General features: G+C 33.7%; 25 protein-coding genes and 1 tRNA gene. 13 read left to right on the forward strand and 13 right to left on the reverse strand.

Annotation, left to right across the window (positions count from 1 at the left end):
* Window positions 1-18 precede the first annotated feature (18 nt).
* The 6 genes from X929_RS02570 to X929_RS02595 form a co-directional block, all read right to left on the reverse strand.
* Window positions 19-825, reverse strand: a complete 807-nt coding sequence (locus X929_RS02570; protein ID WP_103066479.1) for a carbohydrate ABC transporter permease — start codon at window positions 823-825, stop codon at window positions 19-21.
* 2 nt (window positions 826-827) lie between these two features.
* Window positions 828-1691, reverse strand: a complete 864-nt coding sequence (locus X929_RS02575; protein ID WP_211286715.1) for a carbohydrate ABC transporter permease — start codon at window positions 1689-1691, stop codon at window positions 828-830.
* Between the two features lie 139 nt (window positions 1692-1830).
* On the reverse strand, window positions 1831-3063 hold the full coding sequence (locus tag X929_RS02580) for an ABC transporter substrate-binding protein (RefSeq protein ID WP_103066480.1): 1233 nt from the start codon (window positions 3061-3063) through the stop codon (window positions 1831-1833).
* A gap of 158 nt (window positions 3064-3221) precedes the next feature.
* Complete coding sequence (locus tag X929_RS02585) at window positions 3222-4382, reverse strand: galactokinase (RefSeq protein WP_103066481.1); 1161 nt, start codon at window positions 4380-4382, stop codon at window positions 3222-3224.
* A 13-nt stretch (window positions 4383-4395) separates the two neighbouring features.
* Window positions 4396-5379, reverse strand: a complete 984-nt coding sequence (gene galT / locus X929_RS02590; RefSeq protein WP_103066482.1) for a galactose-1-phosphate uridylyltransferase — start codon at window positions 5377-5379, stop codon at window positions 4396-4398.
* Between the two features lie 21 nt (window positions 5380-5400).
* Complete coding sequence (locus X929_RS02595; protein WP_245858631.1) at window positions 5401-6462, reverse strand: LacI family DNA-binding transcriptional regulator; 1062 nt, start codon at window positions 6460-6462, stop codon at window positions 5401-5403.
* Between the two features lie 223 nt (window positions 6463-6685).
* On the opposite strand from X929_RS02595, the gene X929_RS02600 reads away from it, so the two are divergent.
* Window positions 6686-6916 (forward strand): hypothetical protein, encoded by a 231-nt coding sequence (locus tag X929_RS02600; RefSeq protein WP_211286716.1) that lies wholly within the window; start codon window positions 6686-6688, stop codon window positions 6914-6916.
* Complete coding sequence (locus X929_RS02605) at window positions 6901-7113, forward strand: DUF2283 domain-containing protein (RefSeq protein ID WP_012208661.1); 213 nt, start codon at window positions 6901-6903, stop codon at window positions 7111-7113. Before X929_RS02600 ends, X929_RS02605 begins: the two co-directional genes overlap by 16 nt.
* A gap of 190 nt (window positions 7114-7303) precedes the next feature.
* Here the strand turns inward: X929_RS02605 and thrS are convergent, their stop codons facing one another.
* From thrS to X929_RS02620, 3 genes are all read right to left on the reverse strand, one after another.
* Complete coding sequence (thrS, locus tag X929_RS02610; RefSeq protein WP_103066483.1) at window positions 7304-9226, reverse strand: threonine--tRNA ligase; 1923 nt, start codon at window positions 9224-9226, stop codon at window positions 7304-7306.
* 27 nt (window positions 9227-9253) lie between these two features.
* Complete coding sequence (prfA, locus tag X929_RS02615) at window positions 9254-10318, reverse strand: peptide chain release factor 1 (protein WP_103066561.1); 1065 nt, start codon at window positions 10316-10318, stop codon at window positions 9254-9256.
* A 451-nt stretch (window positions 10319-10769) separates the two neighbouring features.
* Window positions 10770-12776, reverse strand: a complete 2007-nt coding sequence (locus X929_RS02620; protein WP_103066484.1) for a methyl-accepting chemotaxis protein — start codon at window positions 12774-12776, stop codon at window positions 10770-10772.
* Window positions 12777-12963: 187 nt separating this feature from the next.
* Between X929_RS02620 and X929_RS02625 the strand changes: the two genes are divergently transcribed.
* Window positions 12964-13932, forward strand: a complete 969-nt coding sequence (locus X929_RS02625; protein ID WP_103066485.1) for a potassium channel beta subunit family protein — start codon at window positions 12964-12966, stop codon at window positions 13930-13932.
* A 185-nt stretch (window positions 13933-14117) separates the two neighbouring features.
* Here the strand turns inward: X929_RS02625 and lpdA are convergent, their stop codons facing one another.
* From lpdA to X929_RS02640, 3 genes are all read right to left on the reverse strand, one after another.
* Window positions 14118-15473 carry a dihydrolipoyl dehydrogenase gene (gene lpdA, locus X929_RS02630; protein WP_103066486.1) on the reverse strand — a complete coding sequence of 452 codons (1356 nt, stop codon included), beginning with the start codon at window positions 15471-15473 and terminating at the stop codon, window positions 14118-14120.
* Window positions 15474-15726: 253 nt separating this feature from the next.
* Window positions 15727-16059 carry a carboxymuconolactone decarboxylase family protein gene (locus X929_RS02635; protein WP_103066562.1) on the reverse strand — a complete coding sequence of 111 codons (333 nt, stop codon included), beginning with the start codon at window positions 16057-16059 and terminating at the stop codon, window positions 15727-15729.
* Between the two features lie 86 nt (window positions 16060-16145).
* Window positions 16146-16219: transfer RNA gene (locus tag X929_RS02640), tRNA-Gln, on the reverse strand.
* A 146-nt stretch (window positions 16220-16365) separates the two neighbouring features.
* Here X929_RS02640 and X929_RS02645 point away from each other — a divergent pair.
* From X929_RS02645 to pduL, 3 genes are all read left to right on the forward strand, one after another.
* On the forward strand, window positions 16366-17637 hold the full coding sequence (locus X929_RS02645) for an MFS transporter (RefSeq protein ID WP_103066487.1): 1272 nt from the start codon (window positions 16366-16368) through the stop codon (window positions 17635-17637).
* A gap of 132 nt (window positions 17638-17769) precedes the next feature.
* Complete coding sequence (gene yqeH / locus X929_RS02650; protein ID WP_245858633.1) at window positions 17770-18885, forward strand: ribosome biogenesis GTPase YqeH; 1116 nt, start codon at window positions 17770-17772, stop codon at window positions 18883-18885.
* A gap of 115 nt (window positions 18886-19000) precedes the next feature.
* Complete coding sequence (gene pduL / locus X929_RS02655) at window positions 19001-19591, forward strand: phosphate propanoyltransferase (protein ID WP_103066489.1); 591 nt, start codon at window positions 19001-19003, stop codon at window positions 19589-19591.
* Window positions 19592-19615: 24 nt separating this feature from the next.
* Here pduL and ylqF read toward each other — a convergent pair whose 3' ends face one another.
* Complete coding sequence (ylqF, locus tag X929_RS02660) at window positions 19616-20431, reverse strand: ribosome biogenesis GTPase YlqF (RefSeq protein WP_103066490.1); 816 nt, start codon at window positions 20429-20431, stop codon at window positions 19616-19618.
* A gap of 124 nt (window positions 20432-20555) precedes the next feature.
* Here ylqF and X929_RS02665 point away from each other — a divergent pair, with 124 nt between their 5' ends.
* The 7 genes from X929_RS02665 (at window position 20556) to X929_RS02695 (ending at window position 26341) form a co-directional block, all read left to right on the forward strand.
* Complete coding sequence (locus tag X929_RS02665) at window positions 20556-21527, forward strand: PhoH family protein (RefSeq protein WP_169924931.1); 972 nt, start codon at window positions 20556-20558, stop codon at window positions 21525-21527.
* A gap of 22 nt (window positions 21528-21549) precedes the next feature.
* Window positions 21550-22965, forward strand: a complete 1416-nt coding sequence (locus X929_RS02670) for an HDIG domain-containing metalloprotein (protein ID WP_103066491.1) — start codon at window positions 21550-21552, stop codon at window positions 22963-22965.
* A 13-nt stretch (window positions 22966-22978) separates the two neighbouring features.
* Window positions 22979-23410, forward strand: a complete 432-nt coding sequence (gene ybeY / locus X929_RS02675) for an rRNA maturation RNase YbeY (RefSeq protein ID WP_103066492.1) — start codon at window positions 22979-22981, stop codon at window positions 23408-23410.
* Window positions 23411-23412: 2 nt separating this feature from the next.
* On the forward strand, window positions 23413-24645 hold the full coding sequence (locus X929_RS02680; RefSeq protein ID WP_103066493.1) for a DUF1015 domain-containing protein: 1233 nt from the start codon (window positions 23413-23415) through the stop codon (window positions 24643-24645).
* A 20-nt stretch (window positions 24646-24665) separates the two neighbouring features.
* Complete coding sequence (locus X929_RS02685; RefSeq protein ID WP_103066494.1) at window positions 24666-25211, forward strand: DUF402 domain-containing protein; 546 nt, start codon at window positions 24666-24668, stop codon at window positions 25209-25211.
* Window positions 25212-25236: 25 nt separating this feature from the next.
* Window positions 25237-25677 (forward strand): PspC domain-containing protein, encoded by a 441-nt coding sequence (locus X929_RS02690; RefSeq protein ID WP_169924918.1) that lies wholly within the window; start codon window positions 25237-25239, stop codon window positions 25675-25677.
* A 244-nt stretch (window positions 25678-25921) separates the two neighbouring features.
* Window positions 25922-26341 carry an NADH-quinone oxidoreductase subunit NuoE family protein gene (locus X929_RS02695; RefSeq protein ID WP_103066496.1) on the forward strand — a complete coding sequence of 140 codons (420 nt, stop codon included), beginning with the start codon at window positions 25922-25924 and terminating at the stop codon, window positions 26339-26341.
* The last annotated feature ends 5 nt before the right edge of the window (window positions 26342-26346 follow it).

Here is a 26346-nt window from a genome sequence, read left to right on the forward strand (position 1 = left end):
TATTTCATTTATTCTTTATTATTCCTTTAAGCCACCTGCTGTTAATCCTTGTATTAACTGTTCCTGAAAAATTAGGAAAAATATAAATATTGGTAAAGCTGCTATAACATTTCCAGCCATCGTCACCCCATATTTCATACTGTAAGACCCATAAAATGTTGCCAAACCAATTGGTAGAGTATACATTGAAGAGTCTGACATCACTATTAGAGGCCATAAAAAGTCATTCCAAGAAGAAACAAAACTAAACACTGCAATTGCAATTAAAGAAGGTCTTGCTAATGGAACCATTATTCTAAAAAGAATAAAAAAATCGTTTGCTCCATCGATCCTCGCCGCTTCTTCAAATTCTTTAGGGATTCCCTTGAAAAACTGTGAGACTATTAATACAAACATAGGATTAACCATATAGGGTATAATTAAACCCCAATAAGTATTTAATAAGTTTAAATCTCTTAAAAGTAAATATCGAGGAATCATTATTGCCTGTAAAGGGATCATAACCCCTGCTAACGTAATATAAAATAAAACGGTATTTCCTTTAAACTTTAATCTACCTAAAGAAAACGATGCAAACACAGTAACAACTAATGCCCCTAGGGTAGAAGTTAATGAAATGAAGGCACTATTAAATAACCATCTCAATATACCTGATTGTTCCAATATATATGAATAATTTTCTAAATTTAAATGAGAAGGGAAAAATTTTTGAGTTATTATTTCCAAATCTGTTTTAAAGGCCGAAAGGAACATCCATAATATCGGAAATATATATATAACAAAAATTATAACCGCTATAATAGTTAAAAGTTTTGACCTCTTCAATCTTATTCACCTCCTGTCCGCAGTGTTAATCTAATTTGGATAAAGGCTATTACAAACATTATTGCAAAGAAAAACAAAGCCATAGCTTGCGCATATCCCATTCTAAAGTATCTAAAACCTTGATCATATATATATTGTATTAACACTCTAGTACTTCCTTGAGGTCCTCCCCCAGTCATTATATATACTTGACCAAAAATTTGTAATGATGCTATCGTTTGTAGCACTAAAACTAATGCGTGTGTCCTTTTCAACAAAGGGATAGTTATAAAAATGGTTTTCTGAAATGAATTTGCACCGTCTATCGTAGCCGCTTCATATACTGAATCTGAAATTTCCTGTAATCCGGCTAAATAAAGAATTACATTAAAACCTAACGTCCACCATATCGTAGTCAAAGCAATAGCTGGCATAGCAGTTTTAGGATCTAGTAACCAACCTGTGTAATTAATACCTATTATTTCAAATATTTTATCTATAATTCCGAAATGTGGTTGATACAAAAAAGCCCAAATGCTACATACTATTGTAATAGATAAGACATATGGAAAAAAGAATAACATACGAAAAAGTCTTTTCATATATATTTTGGAATTTAACAACAGAGCCATTAAAAATCCTAAAATAACTAAAATTGGCACAGTCAATATTACAAAGTAAATCGTGTGCCATAAACTTGACCAAAAAGTTGGATCATTAAACATTTTCGAAAAATTCTGTAAACCAATAAATTGTGGCTCTCCAAATAAATCCCAATCAAAAAAACTCATTCTGAAACCATTTATAAGAGGGTATATTAAAAACAAACCATATAACACACCAAACGGTAGAAAGAATAAATATCCCTTAATAGAATTTTTCTTCACAAAGACTCACCTTCTCAGATTAAAATTAAAGGTTAACTTCTTGAAAAATAACAAATTAGCGTATATTTTTTAGATAAATATTATAAAACACAGCATTCCACTGAAACAGTGGAATGCTTTTTTAAATAAAACTATAAAATCATTTAATAACCTCTTTAACAGTCCTTATTAGTTCTTCTGCTGCTTTTTCTGGTGTTACTGACCCCAAAACTACACCTTGGCAAAGTTCAACCAATTTATCTTGAACTTCAGCCCAACCTTTAATCTGTGGAATGAAGGCTTGCTCAGCAGCCAACATATAATCTTGTCTCAAAGGCAAGCTCAAGAATTCTTCTGATTCTCTCACACTCTTAATAACAGGAATGTGACCTGCTACTGCCCATTCATAAGAATGATTAACTAACCATTCTGCAAATTTTACAGCTGCTTTGACCTTTTCCTCGTTAATTTTTGATCCTTTTGGTACAATTAGAGTATGAGAATCTCCCCATACGTAAGCCTTTTCGGTGGTCGAAAAAACTGGAACAGGCATGACACCAACTTTATCTAAGACATCCATATCTTCAAATGCAGCCATAGACCATACTCCATCAAAAGTAAAACCTGCTTGATCACTAATAAAAATTGCTCTAGCAGTTTCATAATCTACAAAAGTAGTCAAATCTTTTTCATAAAACTTTAGTATTTCTCCATATGTTTTCTCGGCTATGTCCTTTTCTATTATGAAATTTCCATTTTCGTCTTCAATTTGTCCTCCTAGGTTTCTGTAAACAGTCAACCATAATCTTTCACCTAGGCCATTTAGATCTTCTATGATCATCCCATATTTTCCTGTTTCTTCTTTAATTATCTTAGAAAAATTGTATAATTCTTCAAAAGTTTTCGGAAGTAATGGTTCCCCATTTTCAGAAATTAACCCTGCTTCTTGTAATACATTTTTATTGTAGTACATAACCAAGGGGTGCGTATCCAAAGGAAGAGCATATAATTGATTATTAAAAGTAGCTGCAGCTCTTATGTTTTCTAGGTAGTCTCTTTTTATTCCTTCAGATATATACTTATCAATTGCCACTAACGTTCCTCTTCCAACATAATCAGGCATCTTAGAGAGATGCATAATCGCTAGATCTGGGGGATTTCCACCCACCATGGACGCAAGCAACTTGTTGTAATATTCTCCCCAATCTAAAGGTTGCTGATTCACAAAAATTTCGTTTTGTTCTTTGTTGAACTGATTAACTAGATTCGTCATTATGTGACCTTCTCCACCACTAAAAAGAGTCCAAAACGTGATTTCGATGGGCTTCGAAAAACTTAATGTTGAGAAGATCAAACTAACAAACAATAAAATTACAATAAATCTTTTTTTCATTCTTCCACACCTCCATCTATTTAGTATAGATATCGATACCGTGAACGATACCAAAATAATTATAACAGAGTTTACAATCTTTGCAAAATCTCGTTATGGTCAATTAGGTAAGTTTAAAGGCAATTAAAAGAGATTATTCCCATTTAGCTCGAATTTTCTCAATTTTTGAGAATTTTTACTCCATCTTCGATAGTTGTTTCGTATAGGGATGGTTCTATTTTTGTTTTTTCATAATAATTCTTGAAAACTTGCTCCTTGAAAGCTTTTGCCTGACTTTTTTCTACCAAAGCAATGGCACATCCACCAAAACCTGCTCCAGTCATTCTGGCTCCTACACAGCCTTTGATTTTCAAAGCTTCATCAACAATTGTATCTAGTTCAAAACCTGTCACTTCATAATCATTTTTCAATGAATTGTGGGATTGAATTAAAAGCGCTCCAAAACCTTCAATATCGTTGTTTTTTAATAATTTAGAAGCTTGGATAACCCTTTGATTTTCTGTTATCACGTGCCTTGCTCTTTTTAATTCTATTTCATTATCAAGATATTTGAGATCTTTCACACTACATTGGCACAAATTATCAGCTTTTGTTTCCTTCGATTGGTTTATTTTTTCTAAAGCATTTTCACATTCTTTTCTTCTTTGGTTGTATTGAGACGAAGCAAGCTCTCTTCTTTTGTTTGTGTTCATAATAATCAGAGAATACCCGTTTAAATAGCAAGGTATGTATTCATAAGTTAGGTTTTGTGTATCAAGTAATAAGGCTTGATCTTTCTTGGCGTTTGCTATCACAAATTGATCCATTATTCCAGAGTTCACACCAATAAATTTATTTTCAACTCTTTGTCCTAAAAGTGCAAGGTATGTTCTATCAATTTCTTCAGGAATTTGATTTTGAGATAAAAGCATGAATCCAATTAGTACTTCCAAAGCTGCAGAAGATGAAAGACCCGCTCCATTTGGAAGTTCTCCTTTAATCAGTATATTACATCCCTTCAAGGGGAATCCATCTTCTAATAGAAACTTTATAACTCCTTTTGCATAGTTCCCCCAACCGTCTTCTTTTCTATAGTCTGCTCCTGCATTTAGATCTACTTTTACCTCGTTGGGAAAGTCCATAGATTTCAGGTAGATAAAATTATCGTTCCTCAAATTCATTAAGCCGTTTATCCCAAGGTTTATAGCTACCGGTAATACATATCCCCCATTGTAGTCTATATGTTCGCCTATCAGATTTATTCTTCCAGGTGAGAAGAATCTATGTACTGGCTTTTCACTTTCTCCGTAGATTTTTTGAAAAGTATTTAGTAAATCCATTTTGTTGACCTCTCTATTGTATTTTTTTGAATTTTTCTATTGCATTTCTTAAAGTAATAGCAGTTTCTTCTACCGCCATGGTATTTGCAGCGGCCCACGCCCCCATCTCGCTTGATGCGTACCATTTTATTTTATCCTTGTCTCTTAGTGGAGGATAAAACTCAATATGAAAATGATAGTATTTGTGAGAATCTGCGTATTCCTCTGAATTAACAGGAGTTTGATGGATATTCATCATATATGGGAAAGGTTTGTCAAACAACAGATCAAAACCACCAGTTAACAATTTTAACGCCTCAGCCAGATCCCATTTTTCTTTTTCATCGAATTCTGATAAGTTGCCTTTGTGGGATTTGCTGACGATGAAAGCACCATAGGGGTAGTCTGTAAAAAAGGGAAGATAAACGAGAAATGAATCATTCTCAAAAAGAATTCTTTTTTGAAACTCCTTTTCTTCTTTGTTCATTTCACAGATAAGGCATTTTTCTTTTTCTTCGTAATATTCTTTACAGTTGTCGAGTTCGACTTTTAACTTTAATGGAATCCATGAATAAGCATATAATTGACCGTGTGGATGGAACATAGTTACTCCTACTTCTTTTCCTCTGTTTTCAAACGGAAAGATGTATTTTATTCTTTTATCTTTTGAGAGTTCTTCAAACCTTTCAATCCATAAGTTTACCAACTTAAATATATGTTCTACGGGTAATTGTGGAAGAGTAATATTGTGATCAGGAGAATACAAAATTACTTCGCATTTTCCGTAATTTTTTTCAACTTTGTACAAATCAGTTCCTTGTATATTTGGTTCATCTGGCTCTGGTTTTAAAGCGGGAAAATCGTTGTCGTATGCATAAACGTCATAGTTTGGGGGCACTTTTTTACCCGGTCCTGGACAAAAGGGGCACCAATCCTCTGGTAAATGGGGCCTATTTTGTCTGTTGTCAGCAACCATGGTGTATGTTTTTAATAAAGGATTCCAACGTAATTCTGCCATACAATTTCTCTCCTTCTTTGTTTAAGATTTCCTTACTATGAGCTCTATATCTAATACTTTCCTTGTTGATGAGTGGTCTCTTTTCTTACTTTTTATTCTTTTATACAGCATTTGAAATGCTTCGTATCCCATTTCAAACTTTTTAACTTTTACCGTTGTCAACTCTGGCTCAATTAACCTTGAAAAGGCTATATCGTCGTAACCTACTACTGAAACATCTTGTGGGATTTTCAGATTATTTTCTTTCAGAGCTTTAATCGCGCCGTAAGCTATTAGATCGTTGTAACAAAATATTCCATCGAATTCTTCTTTTTTTCTGATCATTTCAATCGTTTTATCGTACCCTGCTTTAACGTGGTATCCTTCGTGTATCCCCTCACATATCTTAATATCATTTTCTGAAAATGCTAACCCTTTCTCTTTTAAAGCCTTTTTATAGCCTTGTAACCTTCCATATGAAGCAGAGTTATATAGTTGATCGGTGATCATTTTTATCTTTTTACACCCTTTTTCAATGAGATATTTGGTTGCAAGATATCCTCCTTTTACTTCATCACTGAATATCTCATCCACATTCCAACCGTCTATTTCTCTACCTACAAGTACTATAGGGAAATGCTCTTTAATTAGTTCTTGAATATCTTCATAACTTTTTTGCATTGGAAAAAGGAGAATACCGTCAACTCTCCTTTCTAAGAGAGTTTTTAAAAATTTTTCTTCATTTTCGTATAAACCTTCGGAGTTCATAATTATTATTTGATAATTATTCTCCCGCGCTGCTTTATCAATACCTTTGAATACTTCAGAGAAGAAAGGGTTAGAACTATCCGGCATGATTACTCCAATTGTATGAGTTACGTTAGATTTGAGCATAGTAGCGTATATGTTTTTAACATAGCCTAATTCTTGGGCAATTTTTTCGATCTTTTCTTTTGTCTGAGGGTTTATATCTGGTTTATCGTTTAAAGCTCTTGAGACCGTGTTTACGGAAACCCCCGCTTTTTCGGCGATATCTTTTATGGTTACAAAACTACCTCGACTTATTTTTATCACCTCTTTTAATGTTAACGTTAACGGTATCAATTTAATTTTACACCAAAAACCAAAAAAATCAAAATGATTTTTTTGTGGTACAATTCTTGTAGAACAAATAAAAAAAATAGATCATGTATTTTATGGAGGTAAAGAATATTAAAAAGTTAAAAGCAAATAGGTTGTACAAATGAGAATATTCAGAGACATTCATAATCGACAAATCCGATTAACCGAGGAAAGACAAGAACATATATAAAGCAATCATCCTGAAATGCGTGGTCAAATTCATAAAATACGACACACTCTTTTAGATCCATATATAATTATCAGGTCAAAAACAGACGAAAGTGTGGAATTATTCTATAAATTTTATCATCATACACCAGTTGAGGCGAAATATTTATGTGTAGTAGTTAAAAACTTATCTTACGATTTGTTTGTTATCACTGCTTACTTCACAGATACAATTAAAAGAGGTGAAATATTATGGGAAAAGAAATAAAAATTTGGTATGACAAGGAAGGAGATTATTTGGAAATAATTTTTGAAAAGAAAGCTGGTTATTTTAGGGAAACAGAAAACGATGCTGTAATGGAAAAAGTAGATGAAGAAGGAAACATCATTGGCTTTTCTATACTCAAAGTAAGTTCTTTGGAAGATAAGCCTTTATCAATAGTGCTTAAAAACCATTTAGTCTAATTACTTCGAGGAAATTCTAAATAAATACTCTACCTGCTAAAATAAGGGGTAGGAGGATTCAGTTAGCAGATTTAATCATCTTCCAAAAAAATCAAAATGATTTTTTTGGTACAATTCTTGTAGAACAAATAAAAAAATAAAATATTAAAGGCGCCCTTTTGGGCGCCCTTTATGAGCCAGTATTATTAATTTAAAAAGTTAAGTCCAAATTTCTGTTCTTTATTTCTTTTTTAATCTCTTCAATGAAACGCTCTTTTGAAACATTTTCTATGGTATTGCCTTTTCGAGTTCTTATATTAATAGTATCTGAATCCACTTCCTTTTCTCCAAAAACTATCATATACGGCACTTTTCTAATCTGTTCATTTCTTATCTTATATCCAACTGTGGCATCAGAATCATTTACATAAACCCTAATACCTTCTTGTTCTAAAATACGAGAGAATTTCTTTGCTTCTTCATTGAATTTTTCGGATACCGGAAGAATCGAAACCTGAACAGGAGAAAGCCAAGTTGGAAACTCTCCAGCAAAGTTTTCTATTAAAATACCAAAGAACCTTTCTAAAGATCCAAATATCGCTCTATGAATCATAACCGGTCTTTTTTGTTCATCGTTTTCATCTGCGTATACCATATCAAACCTTTCGGGCATCTGAAAATCAAGCTGAATCGTGGTACATTGCCATTTTCTTCCAAGGGAATCTGTAACGTTAAAGTCTATTTTAGGACCATAAAAAGCCCCTTCACCTTCATCTATTCTATATTTCATATTAGTCTTTTCTAATGCCTTTTTTAAAGCATCGGTAGCCCTTTCCCAACTTTCAATATCTCCCATATGATCTTCGGGCATAGTACTTAAGATGGCTTCGTATTCAAAACCAAATGATGAATATATTTCGTTTGTTAGTTGTATAACTTTTATTATTTCTTCCTCGATTTGTGACTGCATGCAGAATATATGTGCGTCATCTTGGGTGAAAGCTCTGACTCTAAAAAGACCATGCAAAACCCCGCTTCTTTCGTAACGATGGACTTTACCAAATTCAAACATTCTTATTGGTAAGTCTTTGTAACTGACAAAGTTATTCTTATATATCAGTATATGCCCCGGACAATTCATCGGTTTGACCGCCATAGGCAAATCTTCTTTCTCTGTGAAAAACATGTTCTCTTTGTAATGATCCCAGTGTCCAGATTGATGCCATAATTTAATATTCATGATTTGAGGCGTATCTACCTCTTCGTATCCATATTTTTTATGAACTTGGCGGGAGTAAGCCATCAATTCATTTAAAACTATTTTACCATTCGGTAGGAAAAAAGGCATACCGGGAGCCATTTCAGATTGTAACATGAATAAATTCAATTTTGGACCTAATTTTCTGTGATCTCTTTTTTTTGCCTCTTCCAACATATTTAAGTAATCTTCAAGTTGTTTCTTTTTGGGAAAAGCTGTGGCATATATCCTTTGAAGCATCTTGTTCTTTTCATCTCCCCGCCAATAAGCCCCGGATACGGAAAGAAGCTTAAAATATTTAACATACCCGGTCGAAGGAAGATGGGGCCCTCTACACATATCATAGAAATCCCCTTGAAAATAAACTGAAATAGTGTCTTCTTCTAGTTCCTCAATTAATTCCAGTTTGTAAGGTTGATCCTTGAATAATTCTATAGCCTCTTTTTTATTTACTTCTTTTCTAATAATTTTTATATCTTCTTTTACGATCTTTTTCATTTCCTCTTCTATCTTTGGAAAATCTTCTTCTGAAAGGTTGTACCCTTCAATATCAAAATCGTAATAAAAACCATTTTCAATAACCGGCCCTATAGCTAGTTTGACTCTGTCCTTCCCAAAAATTCGAACTACCGCCTGTGCCATTATATGAGCCATCGTATGTCGGTATATTTTTGGAGCTATTTCATCATCCAAAGTTATTAACTTAATAGTTGAATCCTGCATTATGGGGGTATTCAAATCTTTTAATTCGCCGTTAATTTCAGCTGCTATAGCATTTCTGTATAACCCTTCGGATATACCTTTAGCAATTTCTGCAGGGGTAATTCCATCTTTAAATTCTTGAACAGAATTATCTGGATAAGTTATTTTAACCATTAGATCACCTCTAACAATAAGTTAATTTTAAATTGTTATGCTTTCAAGTTTTTCTTTAAGATCTTTTTCTAGTATCTTATCTATTATTTCATCTAAATCTCCATCAAGTATTTCGCTTATTCTATGAGTGGTATATTGAATTCTATGATCTGTAACCCTATTTTGTGGGAAATTGTATGTCCTTATTTTTTCGCTTCGCTGTGCGGTCCCTATTTGTGATTTTCTCTCTTGTATAAGCTGAGATTGCTGCTCCTCTAACTTTATCTCAAAAAGTTTTGCCCTTAGTATATTTAAAGCTTTTTCTTTATTTTGATGCTGGGATCTTTCATTTTGACAAGTTACAACGATTCCAGTGGGGAGATGGGTTATTCTAACGGCAGAATCCGTTTTGTTAACGTACTGACCACCTGCCCCACTTGCCCTATAGGTATCTATTCTGAGATCATTCTCATTTATCTGAACATCTATATCCGTTGCTTCCGGTAACACCGCAACGGTGGCCGTCGAAGTGTGTATCCTTCCAGAAGATTCTGTTTGAGGTACCCTTTGTACCCTATGCACACCACTTTCGTATTTCAATCTTCTGTAAGCACCTTGACCCTTTATTTTTAATATGGCGGTTTTAATTCCACCAAGTTCGTTTTCGTTTAGATCAAGAACTTCATATTTCCAATTTTTTCTTTCGGCATACCGTAGATACATTCTCATTAACTCTGAAGCGAAAAGGCTCGCTTCATCACCACCGGTACCAGCTCTTATCTCCATAATGATATTTCTCTCATCATACTCATCTTGAGAAACTAAACCTTCTATAATTTTTTTTCTTGTTTCTTCTTCCTTTTTCTCTATCTCTTGGAGCATTGACTGATATTCTTCTTCAGAGACATCCTTGTTTTCATACATTTCTTTTAACGCTTTTATATCTTCTAAATCCTGTTCGTAACTCTCAAACAGCTTATGTAATTCTGAGAGTTTGGAATGCTCCTGTCCTAATTTTTTTAATTTTTCAATATCGTTAGTAATATCCGGATCACTTAGTTGTTTTTCTAATTCTTTAATTTTTTTCTTTACTTCTTCTTTAAAATCTAATATATTCAACTTTCTCACCTTTTTGTTTTATTTGTTAGCATTAAGGGGTAAACCCCTTAAGATCCCCAAATTCGCGTAACATCATTTGCTTCGCAAATGAGAATATGGGAATTGTTTCTAAAGCATTATAAAGAACACTTTTGCATAAAGCAGCAAAAATCTTTTTGCACAACCCAGCAAAAGGTAAACCCCTTAAGATCCCCGAACGCATTTGCTACGCAAATGAGAATTAGAATGTTACTTCTAAAGCAACACATCATTTGTTTCACAAATGAGAATATGGAAATTGTTTCACAAGCACCATGAAAAACCATTTTGCACAAATCAGCAAAAAGCTTTTTGCATAAAACATCAAAAGCTGTGCAAATGAGAATATGGAAATTATTTCTAAGGCCTTATAAAGAACACTTTTGCATAAAGCAGCAAAAATCTTTTTGCACAACTCAGCAAAATTTTATATTTTAAAACTTTCAACCAACCCTTTTAACTCTGTGGCTAATTCACTCAACTCTTTTGCTTCTTCGTTTATTCCTACAGCTTGGTTTACTTGTTCGTCTATTACACTTCTTGATCTTTCTAGTTGTTCACTTATCTGTGTTACCGCTTTCGCTACCCTGTCCATCGCTGTGCTCATCTCTTGCGCACTTGCACTTTGTTCTTCTGCACTTGCAGTCATGTTTTCTATCCCTTGGTCCATCCTTTCTATCCTTTCTTTTATCCTGTTGAAACTTTGTTGTACATTTACCATCTTTTCGTTTATTTCTCCTATCGTTCCTACTACCTTGTTCGTCGATTCGTTTACTTTGTTCGTTCCTTGCGTTATGTTGGTTAGTATCTGGGATATTTCATCCGTTGCATTTCTTGATTCTTCTGCTAACTTCCTTATCTCATCCGCTACTACTGCAAATCCTCTTCCTGCTTCTCCTGCCCTTGCAGCTTCTATCGCTGCGTTTAGTGCCAGCAGGTTCGTTTGTTCCGTTATCGAGTTTATCGTTTCTACTATACTTTGTACGTTCTTGGCATTGCTTGCGAGTGTTTCTACTTCTTTTTGACTTTCTTTTGTCCTTTCTACCGCTTCTTTCACAGCTTGACTTATACTTTCTATCGTTTTGCTTCCTTCTTCTGCAGCTTTACTTGTTTCATCTGCTTCTTCACTTAGCCTTTGTGCGTCTTGGGATACTCCTTGTGCCGCCCTTGCTACTTCGTCTACCCCTGAGGTTACTTCTTCTACGTTTCCTGCCGTTTCTTCTGTACTTGTTTGTATCTTGTCCATCTGGTTTTTGAGTTCTTCTGAGTTCTTCCTGCTTTCTTGTGATGAGCGCGTTAGACTTTCTGATGCCTTTTCTACTTTGTCCGATGCCTGTTTTATTGATCCCACGGATCTTCTCAGTTCTTTACTCATTTCCGATAGAGCATTAGCCATCTGACCTATTTCGTCTTTGCTTTTACTTTCAAAGTTTACCGTTAGGTCTCCTTCTTTGAATTGGTTTATCTTGTTTTTGAACTCTAACAGTGGTTTCGTTATACTTCTTATTAGATAGATAACCATTATTATCGATACTACAAAGGCGACTATGGTTAAGATAATTGTCAACATTATTGCCCTGTTGTTTTCTTCTATGAGAGATGGACCTAATGTGTCCTCTTGAACCTCTAATTCCATTCTTTGTTCTTCTAATAATTTCAATATCTCTACCCTTGCTTGTTCCATCTGCTCGATTATGGGCTCTTGGGATTCTATCACTGTGACTATTTGGTTGAAGATGTTTCTGTATTGTTCAGCCATATCTTTCGTCTTGTTGAACATTTCAGTTAATTCGTCTGAGGTTAGACCATATTGCATAATCAAAAGTTGAGAATCCAATTCATTAAAAGCGTTTAAAACATTGTTTTTATCACCAAGAGATTTGGATGAAAAATACATGGAAGCTAAATTATCTATATTATCCAATATATTCATTGAACTATCCGCATAAAAAACGAGGGTTGAAACGTTATTTTCTTGGGCTAAGGTTTTAAAATCGGTAATAAGTTGGCGTAATTCATTTGATATATCTTTAAAATCCTGACTTGCGAGTCTATTCTTTTCTTCGTTCAATTGAACAATTTGATTAAAATTATTTTCATAGTCCTCTATCTTTGTGATTATGTTTTGTACAAGTGTTGAATCGGTAGTTTCACCTGTAAAGAAACTTTGAACCGCGTTGATATTTTGAGTAAAAGTTTCTTTTGTTTGCTCACCGTAGTTAATCACATAATCTTTGAAGGCTAAAGCAGCTTCAAAAAAGTCGTTTTCTATTTCAGAGATTTGATTCGTTACCACAGATAAATCCCTATAACTACCCAAACCATCGTTGGACCTTACCAGAGAAAAAATATTGAAAGAGATTGCTGCCCCAAATAAAACAAAAATTACAACGATAATTAAAGTTATCCTTCCTCTGATGCTTTTGAATGACATGAAATTTTTTCCCCCTTATTTTTAATTATCTTGAGAATAATTATAATACAAAACAGCAAACAAAAGCAAATAAAAAGTTGCTAGAAATATTTATTCTTTTTAATAAGTTCGAATGCGAAAACGAAAAATTAAAGATAATATATGGTATAATGGTATTTGGTACACTTAAAGAAAGAGGAGGCAGATTATGCAATATAACAATTTAGGTAAGGCGGGTATAAAAGTAAGTGAGATTTCATTCGGATCTTGGTTAACTTTTGGAAACCAACTAGATACAGAAGGGGTTAAATCGTGTTTGCGTACCGCTTATGAAAACGGCGTTAACTTTTTTGACAACGCAGAAGCCTACGCTAACGGGCTTTCTGAATCTCTAATGGGAATGGCGCTAAAAGAGTATAGAAGAGAAGACCTTGTAATTTCGACAAAAATATTTTGGGGTGGAAAAGGCCCAAATGATAGAGGGGTATCAAGGAAGCATCTTTTAGAAGGAACTTGGAACTCTCTAAAAAGGTTACAAGTTGATTATGTTGACCTTATATTTTGCCATAGACCAGATCCTACCACCCCCATTGAAGAAACAGTATTTGCAATGGATTATATAATAAGAAATGGTTTAGCTCTTTATTGGGGAACCTCAGAATGGAGTGCGGAGCAATTGGAAGAAGCTTATCTAGTAGCAGATAAAAGAAATCTTATTCCGCCCACAATGGAACAACCTCAATACAATATGTTAGTTAGAAACAAAGTTGAAAAAGAATTTAAACCTCTTTATGAAAAATATGGATTAGGGTTAACCACATGGAGTCCGTTGGCCAGTGGGGTATTAACCGGAAAATACAACGATGGAATCCCCCGAGACAGCAGACTTGCAAAATTTAAAAACTTACGAGAAGAGTTTGAAAAAGGTGGACTTTTGTCGCAAGAAAATATCGAAAAGGTCAGAAAATTAACAAAAATAGCTAACGATTTAGACGCAACAATGGCTCAACTTGCTCTTGCCTGGATATTGAAAAACCCTAACGTTAGTACTGTAATAACAGGTGCAAGTAGGCCAGAACAGGTAAAAGAAAATGTAAAAGCTTCCCAGATAAAAGAAAAACTTACTGACAGTGTAATGGAAGAAATCGAAAAAATTCTAAACAACAAGCCCATATAAAAATGATTAAAATCCCACCGAATTGGTGGGATTTTTTTACTTCCTTTAGCTTGAAAGCTCCTCACAACTTTGATTATGCAAAGCCGCAAACATTAAAAATAGTTATATTTAAGACAATGCAACTCTTTTGTATACTTCTTCAAAGTCCCTTCTTTTTTCTTTGAACAACATCTTTTTCGAAAATTCTAAATATGTATAGCTAATCCTTCCACGCTTTCTTCTGCACCAAGGATACTTTCCGTTAAGGTTGGATGAGGATGTATACTATCCGTAAGTTGCTCTACACTCATCCCATACTTAACAGCCAAAACTCCTTCCATAATCATATCCGTAGCGTTTGGAGAGACAATAGCTACACCTAATACTCTTTTAGTCTCTTTATCCGCGATTATCTTTACAAAACCATCTCTCTCTTCCATAGTTCTCGCTCTTCCGTTAGCAGATACAGGAAATTTTGAAATGATAACTTTTTCAGAGTCAACTTCTTCTTCTTTTAACCCAACAGTTGCTATTTCTGGGTTAGAGAAAATGATGTTTGGCACAGCACTGTAATCCATTTCTTTAGATTCTCCTGCAATATTATGTGCGGCTACTATACCTTCGTTCATAGCCACATGAGCCAACATAATATGGGCCCTTATATCTCCTATTGCATATACATTTTCAACGTTTGTTCTCATTTTGGAATCTGTTTTAACACCTTTTTCTATCTCTACACCTAAATTTTTAACATCTTGAGTTATAACCGGTCTTCTTCCCACAGCTAGTAAAATCTTTGAGCTCTTTATCTCTTTTATTTCACCGTTGAAATCAATTTTTGATACGTATGAATCTTCATCCTTTTGAATATCTACAACCTTATGTTTTTCAAAGACTTCCACGCCTTTTTTAACCAAAGATTTTTTTGCCTCTTCTGCAACATCTTTATCATCATTGGGGAGTATATGTTCAAGTAGTTCAACTACATAAACTTTTTTACCTAAACTTGAAAAAAATGTAGCAAATTCTACACCGATTACCCCTCCACCAACTATCAAAATCGATTCTGGCATATGATCCATCGCAAATACATCATCACTTGTCCAAATTCCTTCAATTTTATCAAAAGGTGAAAAAATGACTGGTTCAGAACCGTGGGCTAAAATAATGTTTTGCGTTTCTATGGTTTTATCACCAACTTTAATATGATTTTTATCGCTTATTTCAGCGGTACCTTGTATTAAATCGATATGATTTTTCTTAAATAGAAATTCTATACCTTTTTTGGATTGTAGAACAACTTTTTTCATATGTTTCATTATTTCGTTTATTTCATATGTCACCTCACCCACCTTTATGCCTAATTTGTTTGATTTTTTTAAAATCTCTTCGTAAAGGTGTGAAGAGGTTAACATTGCTTTTGTTGGAATACAACCTTTGTTGGTACAAGTTCCACCAAGATTTTCTTTCTCAATAACAGCAACCTTTTTCCCTAATTGCGATAACCTTATTGCCGCAACATAACCGCCTGGACCTGATCCAATAACAACAACATCGTACATTTGAGGTTCCCCCCTTTTAATTTCATTGTTTATTGCCTTTAGAATCTCTAAAACATTATATATAGCGCCCTTCCCCCGCTCCCCACCCTTCTAAGGAAGGGACCTGCGACCCCTTAGACCTCCGCTCCTCACAATAAAGGATAATGAATATTTCTTCATTTACCCCTCTGTCCGTCTAATTTTACCCTCTATTCTTCTTTTTTAATATTATAACAAAAAAGGGGAGTTTTCTCCCCTTTGAAAAGATTCAATATTATTTTAGGTCCTTTAGTGCTTCCAAAACTAAACCCGCATGCATTAAAGCTGGGCTTCCTCCCATCAGAACTGCAACCCATGCGGCTTCCAATATTTCTTCTTCCGTGGCACTTGCCTCTAACGCAGATTTCACATTATAAGCAATACACCATTCACAGCCATTTGCTATAGAAAGCGCAACAGCTATTATCGCTTTTGTTTTTTTATCAAGAGCAGCACCTTCTTCTTTTTCGATTGCATTCATCATTTTTTGGAAGCTCTTCATTTGTTCTGGATTCGTCTTAGAAAACTCCTTCATCCAGTCCATCGCTTGTTGTAAAGTATCTTTCATACTCAAACTAATCACTCCTTTTATAATTTTTGCGCAATATTTTAAGAATCTAAAAAAGGACCCCTTTGAAGGATCCTTTATCGTATTGGCTGGGGGAGGAGGATTCGAACCTCCACTAACGGAGTCAGAGTCCGCTGTCCTGCCATTAGACGATCCCCCAATCAACAAATTTATTATATCACAAATTTTTTTGGTTGACAAGTAAATTTGGGGATGATATAATATGTTCTAATATATACTGTATATACAGATAAGTTTTAAAGTTTTTAAAGGCAGTACACACAAAACATAGTAGGAGGATTCGTTATGACTTTTGATTCTTTAATAGAAAAAGTAGTTTCCCAATCTCAAAGAAATTATTTACTACTTATTACTTCTTTAGGATGGGCTGTTGTAGCTGCTTATGTTATGATAACCTCTTTTACTCTTCCTCTGCTTATACAAGAGTGGAACTTATCCAACATTTTTGCTTCAACGATTGCTAGTTCCACTTTTGTAGGGATGTTTATAGGCACTTTAAGCGCTGGAATCATCTCAGATTACTTTGGTAGAAAGAAGTCTGCAATGTTTCTGTTGTTTATGGGAAGTTTTTTCAGTATTCTTAGTGGTTTTATAGGTTCTCCAACTCTTTTCATTATTTTTAGGATTTTATCTGGTATTGGTTTTGGGGGCTCAATGCCTGTTTTAAACGCTTATTTAACAGAATTTTTGAATGTTTCAATCAGAGGCAAATACCTAGTTTATTTAGAGAGTAGCTGGGCAATTGGAAGCATATTCATCGCTATTATCCATATGTTTATTGCCAGGAATTTTACTTGGAGATTGGATTACATATTTCTGGGGGCTGGATTTATTCCCTTTTTGCTTTTATTTACCGTCCCTGAATCTCCAAAGTACTTGTTAATAAGAGAGAAAAAAGAGGAGTTTGAAAAACTTTTTAATTACAACATTCAAGAAAAAATTACTTTACCTAAGAAAGAAAAAGTTACGATTAATGCCCTTTTTAAAAAAGGGTATTTAGTTAGAAGTCTGAATATTCTTCTCTTATGGTTCACTATGAGTTTTGGATATTATGGTATTTTTGTTTGGGTAAAAGGGATTTTAGCCCAAAAGGGCGTGGATGTTGTTTTAACAGATTGGTACACGTTTTACATGTTTTTAGCACAGTTGCCTGGATATTTATTGGCTGCGTATCTTATTGAGAAGATTGGAAGAAGGAAAAGTGTTTTATTGTTTGCTTTAGGAACGGCAATTTCTTTTGTTATATTTGCCAACGTTTCTTCAAATATATTAGTGTTGATTTTTAGTTTAGTGGTTTCCATTTTTTTCATGGGTGAGTGGGGGTTGACATATGCTTATACTCCCGAACTTTATCCAACTCCTATGAGAGGAACGGCTAATGGTGTATCAGGTGCGTTAACTAGGTTCTCCGGTTTCATAGCACCTTTTTATACTTCATATTTTCTTGAAAGAGGCAACATAAATATTGGATTGATAGGAATTGCAATCCTTTTCATGTTGACAGGGATACTGAATTTTATCTTTCTACCCGAAACTATGAAAAAAGAGGTTGATTGAGTCACAAAAACCTTTTGCCCCAATACTCAAAAATAAGTGAGTATTGGGGTTTTTTTAACATAGGTTCAAATGTTAGAAACTATTTTATGGGAAAATAATTGCGAATTTCATCCCACTTAAAAAGTTCTTCTAATGGAGTCGATAATTCTTATGAAATGTGAAGGCTGTGGTGTAGAGATACAAACAGAAAACCCTAAAAAACCAGGGTATATACCTGAAAGTGTGCTAAAAGAAAAAGTAGAAAATAATGAATCTGTAGTCTGTCAAAGATGCTTTAAGTTAAAGCATTATAATTATTTGTTGCCTGTGACAATAAATTCCAATTTTTCCCATGAAATTGACACGATTTTGAAGGATTTCAAAACAGTTTTGTGGGTAGTCGATGTAATAGATTTCGACGGCACATTTAGAAAAGAGATTGCTGAAAAATTAAAAAGGAAAAATATTTTTCTAATAGTTAATAAAATAGATCTTCTACCAAAAAGAACACCATACGAAAATTTAAAAAAGTGGTTACTTTTGAGAATAAAAGAAATGGGTTTAAATATACAAGATGATCATGTAAGAATGGTCAGCGTTAAAACAGGTATGGGAATCGAAAAAACAAAAAAACTGCTTTTACAAACAGAGAAAGAAAAGGTTTTAGTAGTAGGTGTAACCAATGTAGGTAAATCATCTTTTTTAAACAGACTTGCGGGGGGAGAAATAACTGTAAGTGCATATTCCGGAACTACTTTAAAGGTTTTAAAAGCAAAATTACCTAACACAAACTTACAATTGTTCGATACACCGGGCATTTTCACCCAAGACAGGTTATGCGATTTTTTTGATATTTATACTCAGGTTAAGATGATTCCTTCTAAAAAGATTAGGAATAAAACTTTCACCGTGAAAGAAAAAAATGTTCTTTTTATAAGTGGATTGTTCTGGTTAAAAGTTTTAAAGAATGGGGTTAACAATTTACCCCCTATAATCACGGTATTTCTTCCAGAAGAAATATCGGCTCATAGGGCAAAAGAAGAAAGAATTAATGATTTACTTCATAATAGAAAAGTTTTATTTCCGCCTTATGATGAAAATTTTGATTTTAACCAAATAGAGTTTGAAAGAGAAATTGTACAGATTGATAAGGGAAATGATATAGCCCTTCCCGGAGCGGGATGGCTTTCTGTAAAAAGAGGCCCTTTAATAGTAGAAATTTCAAAACCTAAAGAGTTTAGATATGTGGTAAGAAAATCAATGAAATAAGAAGATTTCATAAGGGCTAATTGTGCGGTGGGGAGCGGGGCGAAGGGACGCTGCCTATAGAGTTTTCGAACTTCTAAAGAGAGTAGGATTTCATCATTTATGGAGGTGTTAACACTTGCAATTGAAAGAACCTGGAATCGTTGTTGGAGTATCAAATAGACATGTACATTTATCACAAGAGGATCTGGAAAAGTTGTTTGGTAAAGGTTATGAACTAACTCCTTTAAGACCATTGGGGCAACCCGGTCAATACGCATCTGAAGAATGTGTAGATTTGATAGGACCAAAGGGAGCTTTCCAAAAAGTGAGAATATTAGGGCCGGTGAGAAAGGAGTCACAAGTCGAAATCTCTAGAACCGACTCTTTTAAACTGGGAGTAAACCCTCCTGTTAGAGACTCAGGAGATATAGAGGGAACACCAGGGATTACAATAAAAGGACCTGTCGGTGAAATAGAATTAAAGAAAGGTGTAATTATTGCCAAAAGGCACATACATATGCTCCCAAAGGATGCTGAACATTATGGCGTTAAAGATAAAGACTTAGTTTCAGTATATTGTGACAAAGAAGGAAGAAGGCTTGTTTTTCAAGATGTTTTGGTAAGAGTTAGTGAAAAATTTGCATTAGAATTTCATGTTGATATTGACGAAGCTAATGCAGCTTTGCTCAACAACGGAGATTATGTCAAAATTATAGAAAAATTCTAAAAACCGGTGTTTTCACCGGTTTTTTCAATCAATATCAGAAGGAATCTCATAGGTTATCCCCCCATATTTCCCATCGGATATTTCTTTTAGAAAGATATTTCTTCCCCTTTCGTAATCTGGAACCCCACCTTTTTTTAGAAAATTTCTCTTCATACAAAATTTTTCAATGAATTCAATTGCATTTTCACAGTGTTCCCATTCTTCTAAAACTGAATCCAAAATAGTAGTATACTCTCGTTTCAAAAAGTCAAAAAGATAGAAGAGTGCTTCGTCCATTTCCGAATCTTCTGCTTTTAGAGAGCCAATTAGAATTAATTTGTTCACAAGATCTTTTCTGAAAAGTTTTGGATATAGTACACCTGGTGTATCAAGAATTTTTAAGTCTTTGGATACCGTTATCCACTGTAAACCCCTTGTTATTCCAGGTTTATTGCCGACTGCTGCAGACTTTTTGCCTTTTAAACGGTTTATGAAAGTAGACTTACCAACATTTGGTATACCAACTATCATAAGAGTTTTTTCATTGAACTTTTGAGGGACGATGGGATAAATGTAGTTTAAAAAAAAGTCTTTCACATTGAATTCGTTGAGACTTAGTGAAAAAACATCCTCACCTTTCTCTTTATAAAACTTTTCCCATAACTTAGTTTTTTTCATGTCGCAAAGGTCTTTTTTATTCAGAATAATTATTCTTTTTTTGTTCCTAAAAAGTTGGTCTTCTTCATATGCCCTGCTGACGTAGGGAGCCCTTGAATCGAGAATTTCTACTACCGCGTTGACAAGTTTTAAATGCTTTTTTATCAAAGATTTGGTTTTTTCTATATGCCCCGGATACCACATGCTTTTAACCCCTTTGAACAGTTGTTTTTACCATGATTCTTATTTTACTTAAATTGTGGTATAATCTAAGTGATAAAAGTATACCTTATTTTGTAAAAAAATCAAAGAGGAGGGATAATCTATTCTGAGATATTCTATCTCTATACCCGACAATGTGGAACCGATTGAAATTTTTGGGGCTTATGATAGCCGGACAAAATACATAAAAAAAGAGATGAACGTAGATATACATTACAAAAACAGAAAAATTTTCATCGAAGGAAAAGACGATGACTCGGTCAATAAAACATCAAAGATATTCACAGAACTTTTAGAAATTTTAGATGAAGGACATTTAATCGATTGGGATGAATTCCAATACGTGGTTTCTAGGTATAAAACCAACGGGAATGTTTCTAAGACTGAAGAAAAGAAAAAATCGATGAAAGATGTGATCAATACCCGCATTGTGGGTACTCAGATATTTGCAAAAACTGAAGGCCAAGCAAATTACATTGACTACTTAAAAAATAATGATATTGTTTTTAGTATAGGACCAGCCGGAACTGGCAAAACATATCTTGCAGTTGCTATGGCGGTAGATTATTTAAGATCTGGTAAAGTTCAAAGGATAATACTAACTAGACCTGCAGTTGAAGCAGGAGAAAAACTAGGTTTTTTACCTGGTAGCTTTTATGAAAAGATTGACCCTTATTTAAGGCCCTTGTATGATGCATTGCTTGATTTTATGGATACTGACAAACTGATTTCATACAGAGAAAAAGGTATCATAGAAATACTACCGTTAGCTTACATGAGAGGTAGAACATTAAACAATTCTTATATTATTTTAGATGAAGCTCAAAATACAACTTATCAACAAATGAAAATGTTTTTAACAAGGATAGGATTCAACACTAAAGCGGTCATTACTGGAGATGTAACCCAAATAGATTTAGAAAAAAAGAAAGATTCAGGGTTACTATCGGTTAGAAAGGTTTTGAATGGAAACATTTCTGGGATAAAATTCATTGAACTTTCAAATAACGATGTGGTAAGAAATCCTTTAGTAAAAGAGATTATAAAAGCCTACGAAGATTATGAAAACTCTGTATAAATAAGGAAGTGTTTTCCGCTGTATGAAGAACAAAAGTACAGAAAATAATAAGAGAACCAGTAAAAGTCTTTTTCAAAAAGCAAATCTAGTTTTTTCTAAAAATAAGGGTTTTATAATTAGGATGATTCTTTTTATATTTTTAGCCTTATTCACTGAATGGCTCATTTTCAACAGAATTTCATTGAATTTTCAATTAAGTTTTAACCTAGTTTTTCTTGTATTTTGGATATTTATCGCAGAATTTTTTTTATCTAGGAACAAAATGTTTCAACTTCATCCTAAAAATTACTGGGCGGCTTTTTTAACGCCGCTCTTTTTCAATATAATACTGAATCTTTTCGTTTATAAATATGTGAATATATTTGCAATATCTATAATATTGAGTACTTTGATAATAACCTTACTAATAGATTACTCTACTGGCTTAATTTCAGGCCTCATATTTTCTGCTTTCTTTGGTATTTTATTCGGATTTGATTTGAAATTTACGATTTTCTTATTTTTACCGGCAGCGGTTGTCGCACTTTCCTCCAGAAAAATCAAAAGAAGAATAGAGATAATACTTCCATTTTTTTGGGCTAGTTTAACACAAATTATCGTTGCTTATGTAATTAACTTATACTATACTCCTTTAGACTATCTAATAATAATTGAAAGTAATTTTTTAAGCATGTTGGTAACCATGGGTATTTTACCATTCTTTGAATACTTAACTAGAGTATATTCAGAAATTGGTTTATTGGAACTGGGTAATTTAAGTAATCCTTTGCTAAAAAATCTTTCTTTGAAAGCACCTGGGACATACTATCACAGCATGATCATATCTAACTTAGCCGAAAGTTCCTCCGAAATTATCAACGGAAATACGGTGTTAGCTAGGGTAGGCTCTTATTTCCACGATATAGGGAAGGTGTGGAGACCTCAGTTTTTCACAGAAAATCAAAAGAATAAAAACCCTCATTCAGATATAAGTGCCAAATTAAGTTCTTTGATATTAAACAACCATGTTAGCTATGGGATCGAATTGGCAAAAAAACACCGTTTGCCCATACTAATAGAAGATATGATAGCTCAGCATCATGGTACAAGGGTTAAGCAATTCTTTTACAGCGAATATTATAATCAAACAGGAATAAAAGATACAAACATGTTCAGATACCCTGGACCCATTCCTAAATTTAAGGAAGCTGCCATACTGATGATATGTGATGTAACCGAAGCCATGGTAAGAAGTATGCAAGATTTAAACGCTGTAGATCTTAATGAAAAGCTTGATAATTTGATCAATTCTCTTTTTTTTGAAGGACAATTAGATGATTGTGGATTAACACTTAAAGAAATTAAAAAAATAAAAGGCCGTATTGTTAGGACAATAATGGAAATGAACCATAAAAGGATATCCTACCCCAAAGTAGAGGCAAAAGAACTTAGAGATTAGAGGGAGAAAGCTTTTGAAAATAAACGTTATAAACCAACAAGATTTAAGGGAGATAGACACTAAAAAAATCAAAGATATCGCCAAAGAACTTCTCCTAAACGAGGTTGGTGAAGGAAATTTTGAACTAAACATATTAATCACCGATGATAAAAGTATAAGCGAATACAATAAATATAGAGGCAAAAGTACACCGACAGATGTTTTATCCTTTTCATATGGTTTAAATGAACCTGTCCTTGGAGATATTGTTATATCTGTTGAAAGTATAGAAAAACAAGCACCTGATTTTGGTAATTCCTTTGAAGAAGAATTCTATTATATACTTATTCATGGCTTATTACATATAGTTGGCTACGATCATGAAAGCTCTGAAGAAGATGCAAAAAAGATGTTCGAAGTTCAAGAACAATATTTTCATCAATTAATTAAAAACAGGAGGAGATAGTGTTGGCTACAGTAAAACCTTTTAAAGCTTTAAGACCACATAAAGGGATAGAACAGTGTTTCTCTTGCCCACCCTACGACGTGCTTGAGGAGGATGAAGTTAAGGAAATAATCTCTAGAAATCCCAATTCTTTCTTGAGAGTAACAAGGTCCGAAGTAGAGGCTGAAGAAGATTCTAAAGAGGCTATTTACAAAAAAGCCAACGAAAATCTCAAATCTTTTATCAAAAAAGGAGTATTAATCACTGATCCCGATCCATCTTTTTATATTTATCGTGAAACCTGCAAAGGGGTTTCTCAAACAGGTTTTTTTGCAGTTGTGAGTGTGGATGAGTACGATAAAGGGATTATAAAAAAACATGAATTAACAAGAAGAGACAAAGAAGACGATAGGACAAATCACATATTAAATCTAAATGCACAAACTGGACCTGTATTCTTAACCCACAAAGCCCAGGAAGATTTAAAAACAATTATTGACAAGCTCATAAAAAACAAAGAGATTCTTTATTCCTTTTGCGATGAAAACAATGTGAAACATGAACTTTGGAAAATCCAAGAGGAAGCCGAAAAGGAACGAATAGAAAAAGCTTTTAGCAGTATCGAATATCTTTACATTGTAGATGGACACCATAGAGCTGCCGCAGCTTCCAGAGCTCAAAAAATAATGAAAGAAAAAGACACGAATTACTCTTTGGATAAACCCTACAATTATTTTATGGCAGTCATTTTTCCACACAACGAACTCAGGGTACTCCCATACAATAGAATAGTTAAAGATCTAAACGGTTTAAAAGAAGAAGAATTTTTGAAAAAGATCGGTTCCTATTTTGAAGTAGAAGAAGCCCCATTCTCACCTTATTCTCCTGATTCCCCTCACTTCTTTGGTATGTATCTTCAAAAAAAGTGGTACAAACTCACATTTAAAGGTAAAGAAAGTGAAGATCCTGTTGAAAACCTTGATGTACAAATATTACAAAAATACCTACTGGATCCCATACTTTCTATAAAAGATCCTAGAAGCGATCCAAGAATATATTTCCTTGGTGGTATTAGAGGCGTAAAAGAAATCGAAAAGTGGGTAGACACAAAAGATTGGAAAGTTGGATTTTCTATGTATCCTACCCAAATAGACCAACTCCTAAAAGTTGCTGACATGAACAAGATAATGCCGCCTAAATCCACTTGGTTTGAACCAAAATTGAGGAGTGGTTTATTTATTCACAAATTAAGTTAAACCCTTTCCACACTTTAGAGGTGGTAGTTATAAAATACTACAATTTCGATTTAAAAAACAAAATCGAAACAATAAAAACTCATGCCGTTGATGAAAAAATTCAAGTAGATGAAATAAAGGTATTTGAAAATAATCTGTACGGAATAAAAAGAAAATGGAAGATTTTATCTTCTCATAACTCCGTTGATTTCATAAAACGCATACTATACCCCAGTGACAACGTTATGCTAACCTATTATCATGATGAGAAAGGTGAAATGTCTAAATATCTCGTTTATATAGATTTTGGTAAATACAATGTCAGCAGCGGAAATATTGAATTTCAAGATCAAGAATTAGATCTTCTAGTTTATAACAACTTAAAATACAAAATACTCGATATGGACGAATTATTAAATGCTTTTGATTGCGAAAAAATCACTTTTTCTGATATGCAAAAGATTTTAATAACTCTTGAGCAGTTTATTAATAATTTTAATTATTTGGGTATAATTGACTCTCTTCAACTCAGATTTGGTACAAACGCTATTAATTGGCTTTTGAAAAACAAAACTAGCATAGTATAATAACTCATAACTGGAGGGGAAAATATTGAGAAAACTTTATCGTTCCAGAGAAAACAAGATTTTGGCTGGTGTTTGTGGAGGCTTAGGTGAATATTTCCAAATAGATCCAGTCATCATAAGATTGTTGTGGATTGTATTAAGTTTAGTTTGGGGATTCGGAGTTATTTTGTATATAATCGCAATTTTTATAATTCCCCCTCAACCTCAAGGAAATAATAATTCTGAACAATTTGAAGAAACACCCGAAAACGAGCATAGTCATATTTCACATAATATAGAAGACGAAGACAGAAAAGTCGTCATAGGTTTGTTTGCTTTACTATTTATCGTAATTGGGCTAATTATTTTGGTAAGTATAATAACTCCTTCTACATTCTTCTTTAGAAATTTTATCAAAATCGTAATAAGTATATTGCTGATAGGAATTGGAGCATATTTAATTTCTAAATCAAGAACCAAAAAATAATTTTGGACGAAGGGCAAAGACTCTTTTATCCTTAGGAGCGGGCTGCGGGGCAAAGGGGCGCTAAAGAAAGCTTTTTAAGAGTGTATATAGTATTATTTTAGTGCTTTTTTCGCATAAATTTGTTAAAAACTACTCAAATTTAATGAAAATATTAACAATTCAGATTCTATTAATAAATACCATTAAAATTTTTGCATTTCAAAATTAGAAGTTTCCAATCTCAAAAATAAAAGGAGGCGAAGGAATGGAAAAGTATTATGAAAAAGAACTTTTGGAAGAACTTCACGATATTCAAGAAACATACGGGTTCATCTCTGAAGAGGATATCTTGAGAATCTCACAAAAAAGAGACATCCCCAAAGCTCAGTTGTACGGAGTGATCAGTTTTTATTCTATGCTCCATCTTGAACCAACTGGGAAATACATCGTACGTGTTTGTGACAGTGTCTCATGTAGATTAAACGAGTCCGCAGCACTAGTTAAAGCCCTAAAAGATTATCTCAAAGTTGGAGAAAATGAAACCACAAAAGACAAAAAATTCACATTAGAGGTAGTTGAATGTTTAGGACATTGCGATGAAGGACCTGTAATGATGGTTAATGATACTTATTACACCCATCTAACGGTTACAAAGGCTCTTCAAATACTCGATTCACTGGAATAGGAGGT

It is taken from the genome of Petrotoga olearia DSM 13574 (assembly GCF_002895525.1).
GTDB lineage: Bacteria > Thermotogota > Thermotogae > Petrotogales > Petrotogaceae > Petrotoga > Petrotoga olearia.

Coding starts and splice junctions, on each gene's coding strand:
- X929_RS02605 (WP_012208661.1), top strand. CDS start 6,901: ATGGGAAAAGAAATAAAAATTTGGTATGACAAGGAAGGAGATTATTTG.
- galT (WP_103066482.1), bottom strand. CDS start 5,379: ATGGCAGAATTACGTTGGAATCCTTTATTAAAAACATACACCATGGTT.
- X929_RS02580 (WP_103066480.1), bottom strand. CDS start 3,063: ATGAAAAAAAGATTTATTGTAATTTTATTGTTTGTTAGTTTGATCTTC.
- X929_RS02585 (WP_103066481.1), bottom strand. CDS start 4,382: ATGGATTTACTAAATACTTTTCAAAAAATCTACGGAGAAAGTGAAAAG.
- yqeH (WP_245858633.1), top strand. CDS start 17,770: ATGGAGTCGATAATTCTTATGAAATGTGAAGGCTGTGGTGTAGAGATA.
- ylqF (WP_103066490.1), bottom strand. CDS start 20,431: ATGTGGTATCCGGGGCATATAGAAAAAACCAAATCTTTGATAAAAAAG.
- X929_RS02625 (WP_103066485.1), top strand. CDS start 12,964: ATGCAATATAACAATTTAGGTAAGGCGGGTATAAAAGTAAGTGAGATT.
- X929_RS02620 (WP_103066484.1), bottom strand. CDS start 12,776: ATGTCATTCAAAAGCATCAGAGGAAGGATAACTTTAATTATCGTTGTA.
- X929_RS02635 (WP_103066562.1), bottom strand. CDS start 16,059: ATGAAAGATACTTTACAACAAGCGATGGACTGGATGAAGGAGTTTTCT.
- X929_RS02670 (WP_103066491.1), top strand. CDS start 21,550: ATGAAGAACAAAAGTACAGAAAATAATAAGAGAACCAGTAAAAGTCTT.
- lpdA (WP_103066486.1), bottom strand. CDS start 15,473: ATGTACGATGTTGTTGTTATTGGATCAGGTCCAGGCGGTTATGTTGCG.
- X929_RS02600 (WP_211286716.1), top strand. CDS start 6,686: ATGCGTGGTCAAATTCATAAAATACGACACACTCTTTTAGATCCATAT.
- thrS (WP_103066483.1), bottom strand. CDS start 9,226: ATGGTTAAAATAACTTATCCAGATAATTCTGTTCAAGAATTTAAAGAT.
- X929_RS02645 (WP_103066487.1), top strand. CDS start 16,366: ATGACTTTTGATTCTTTAATAGAAAAAGTAGTTTCCCAATCTCAAAGA.
- X929_RS02695 (WP_103066496.1), top strand. CDS start 25,922: ATGGAAAAGTATTATGAAAAAGAACTTTTGGAAGAACTTCACGATATT.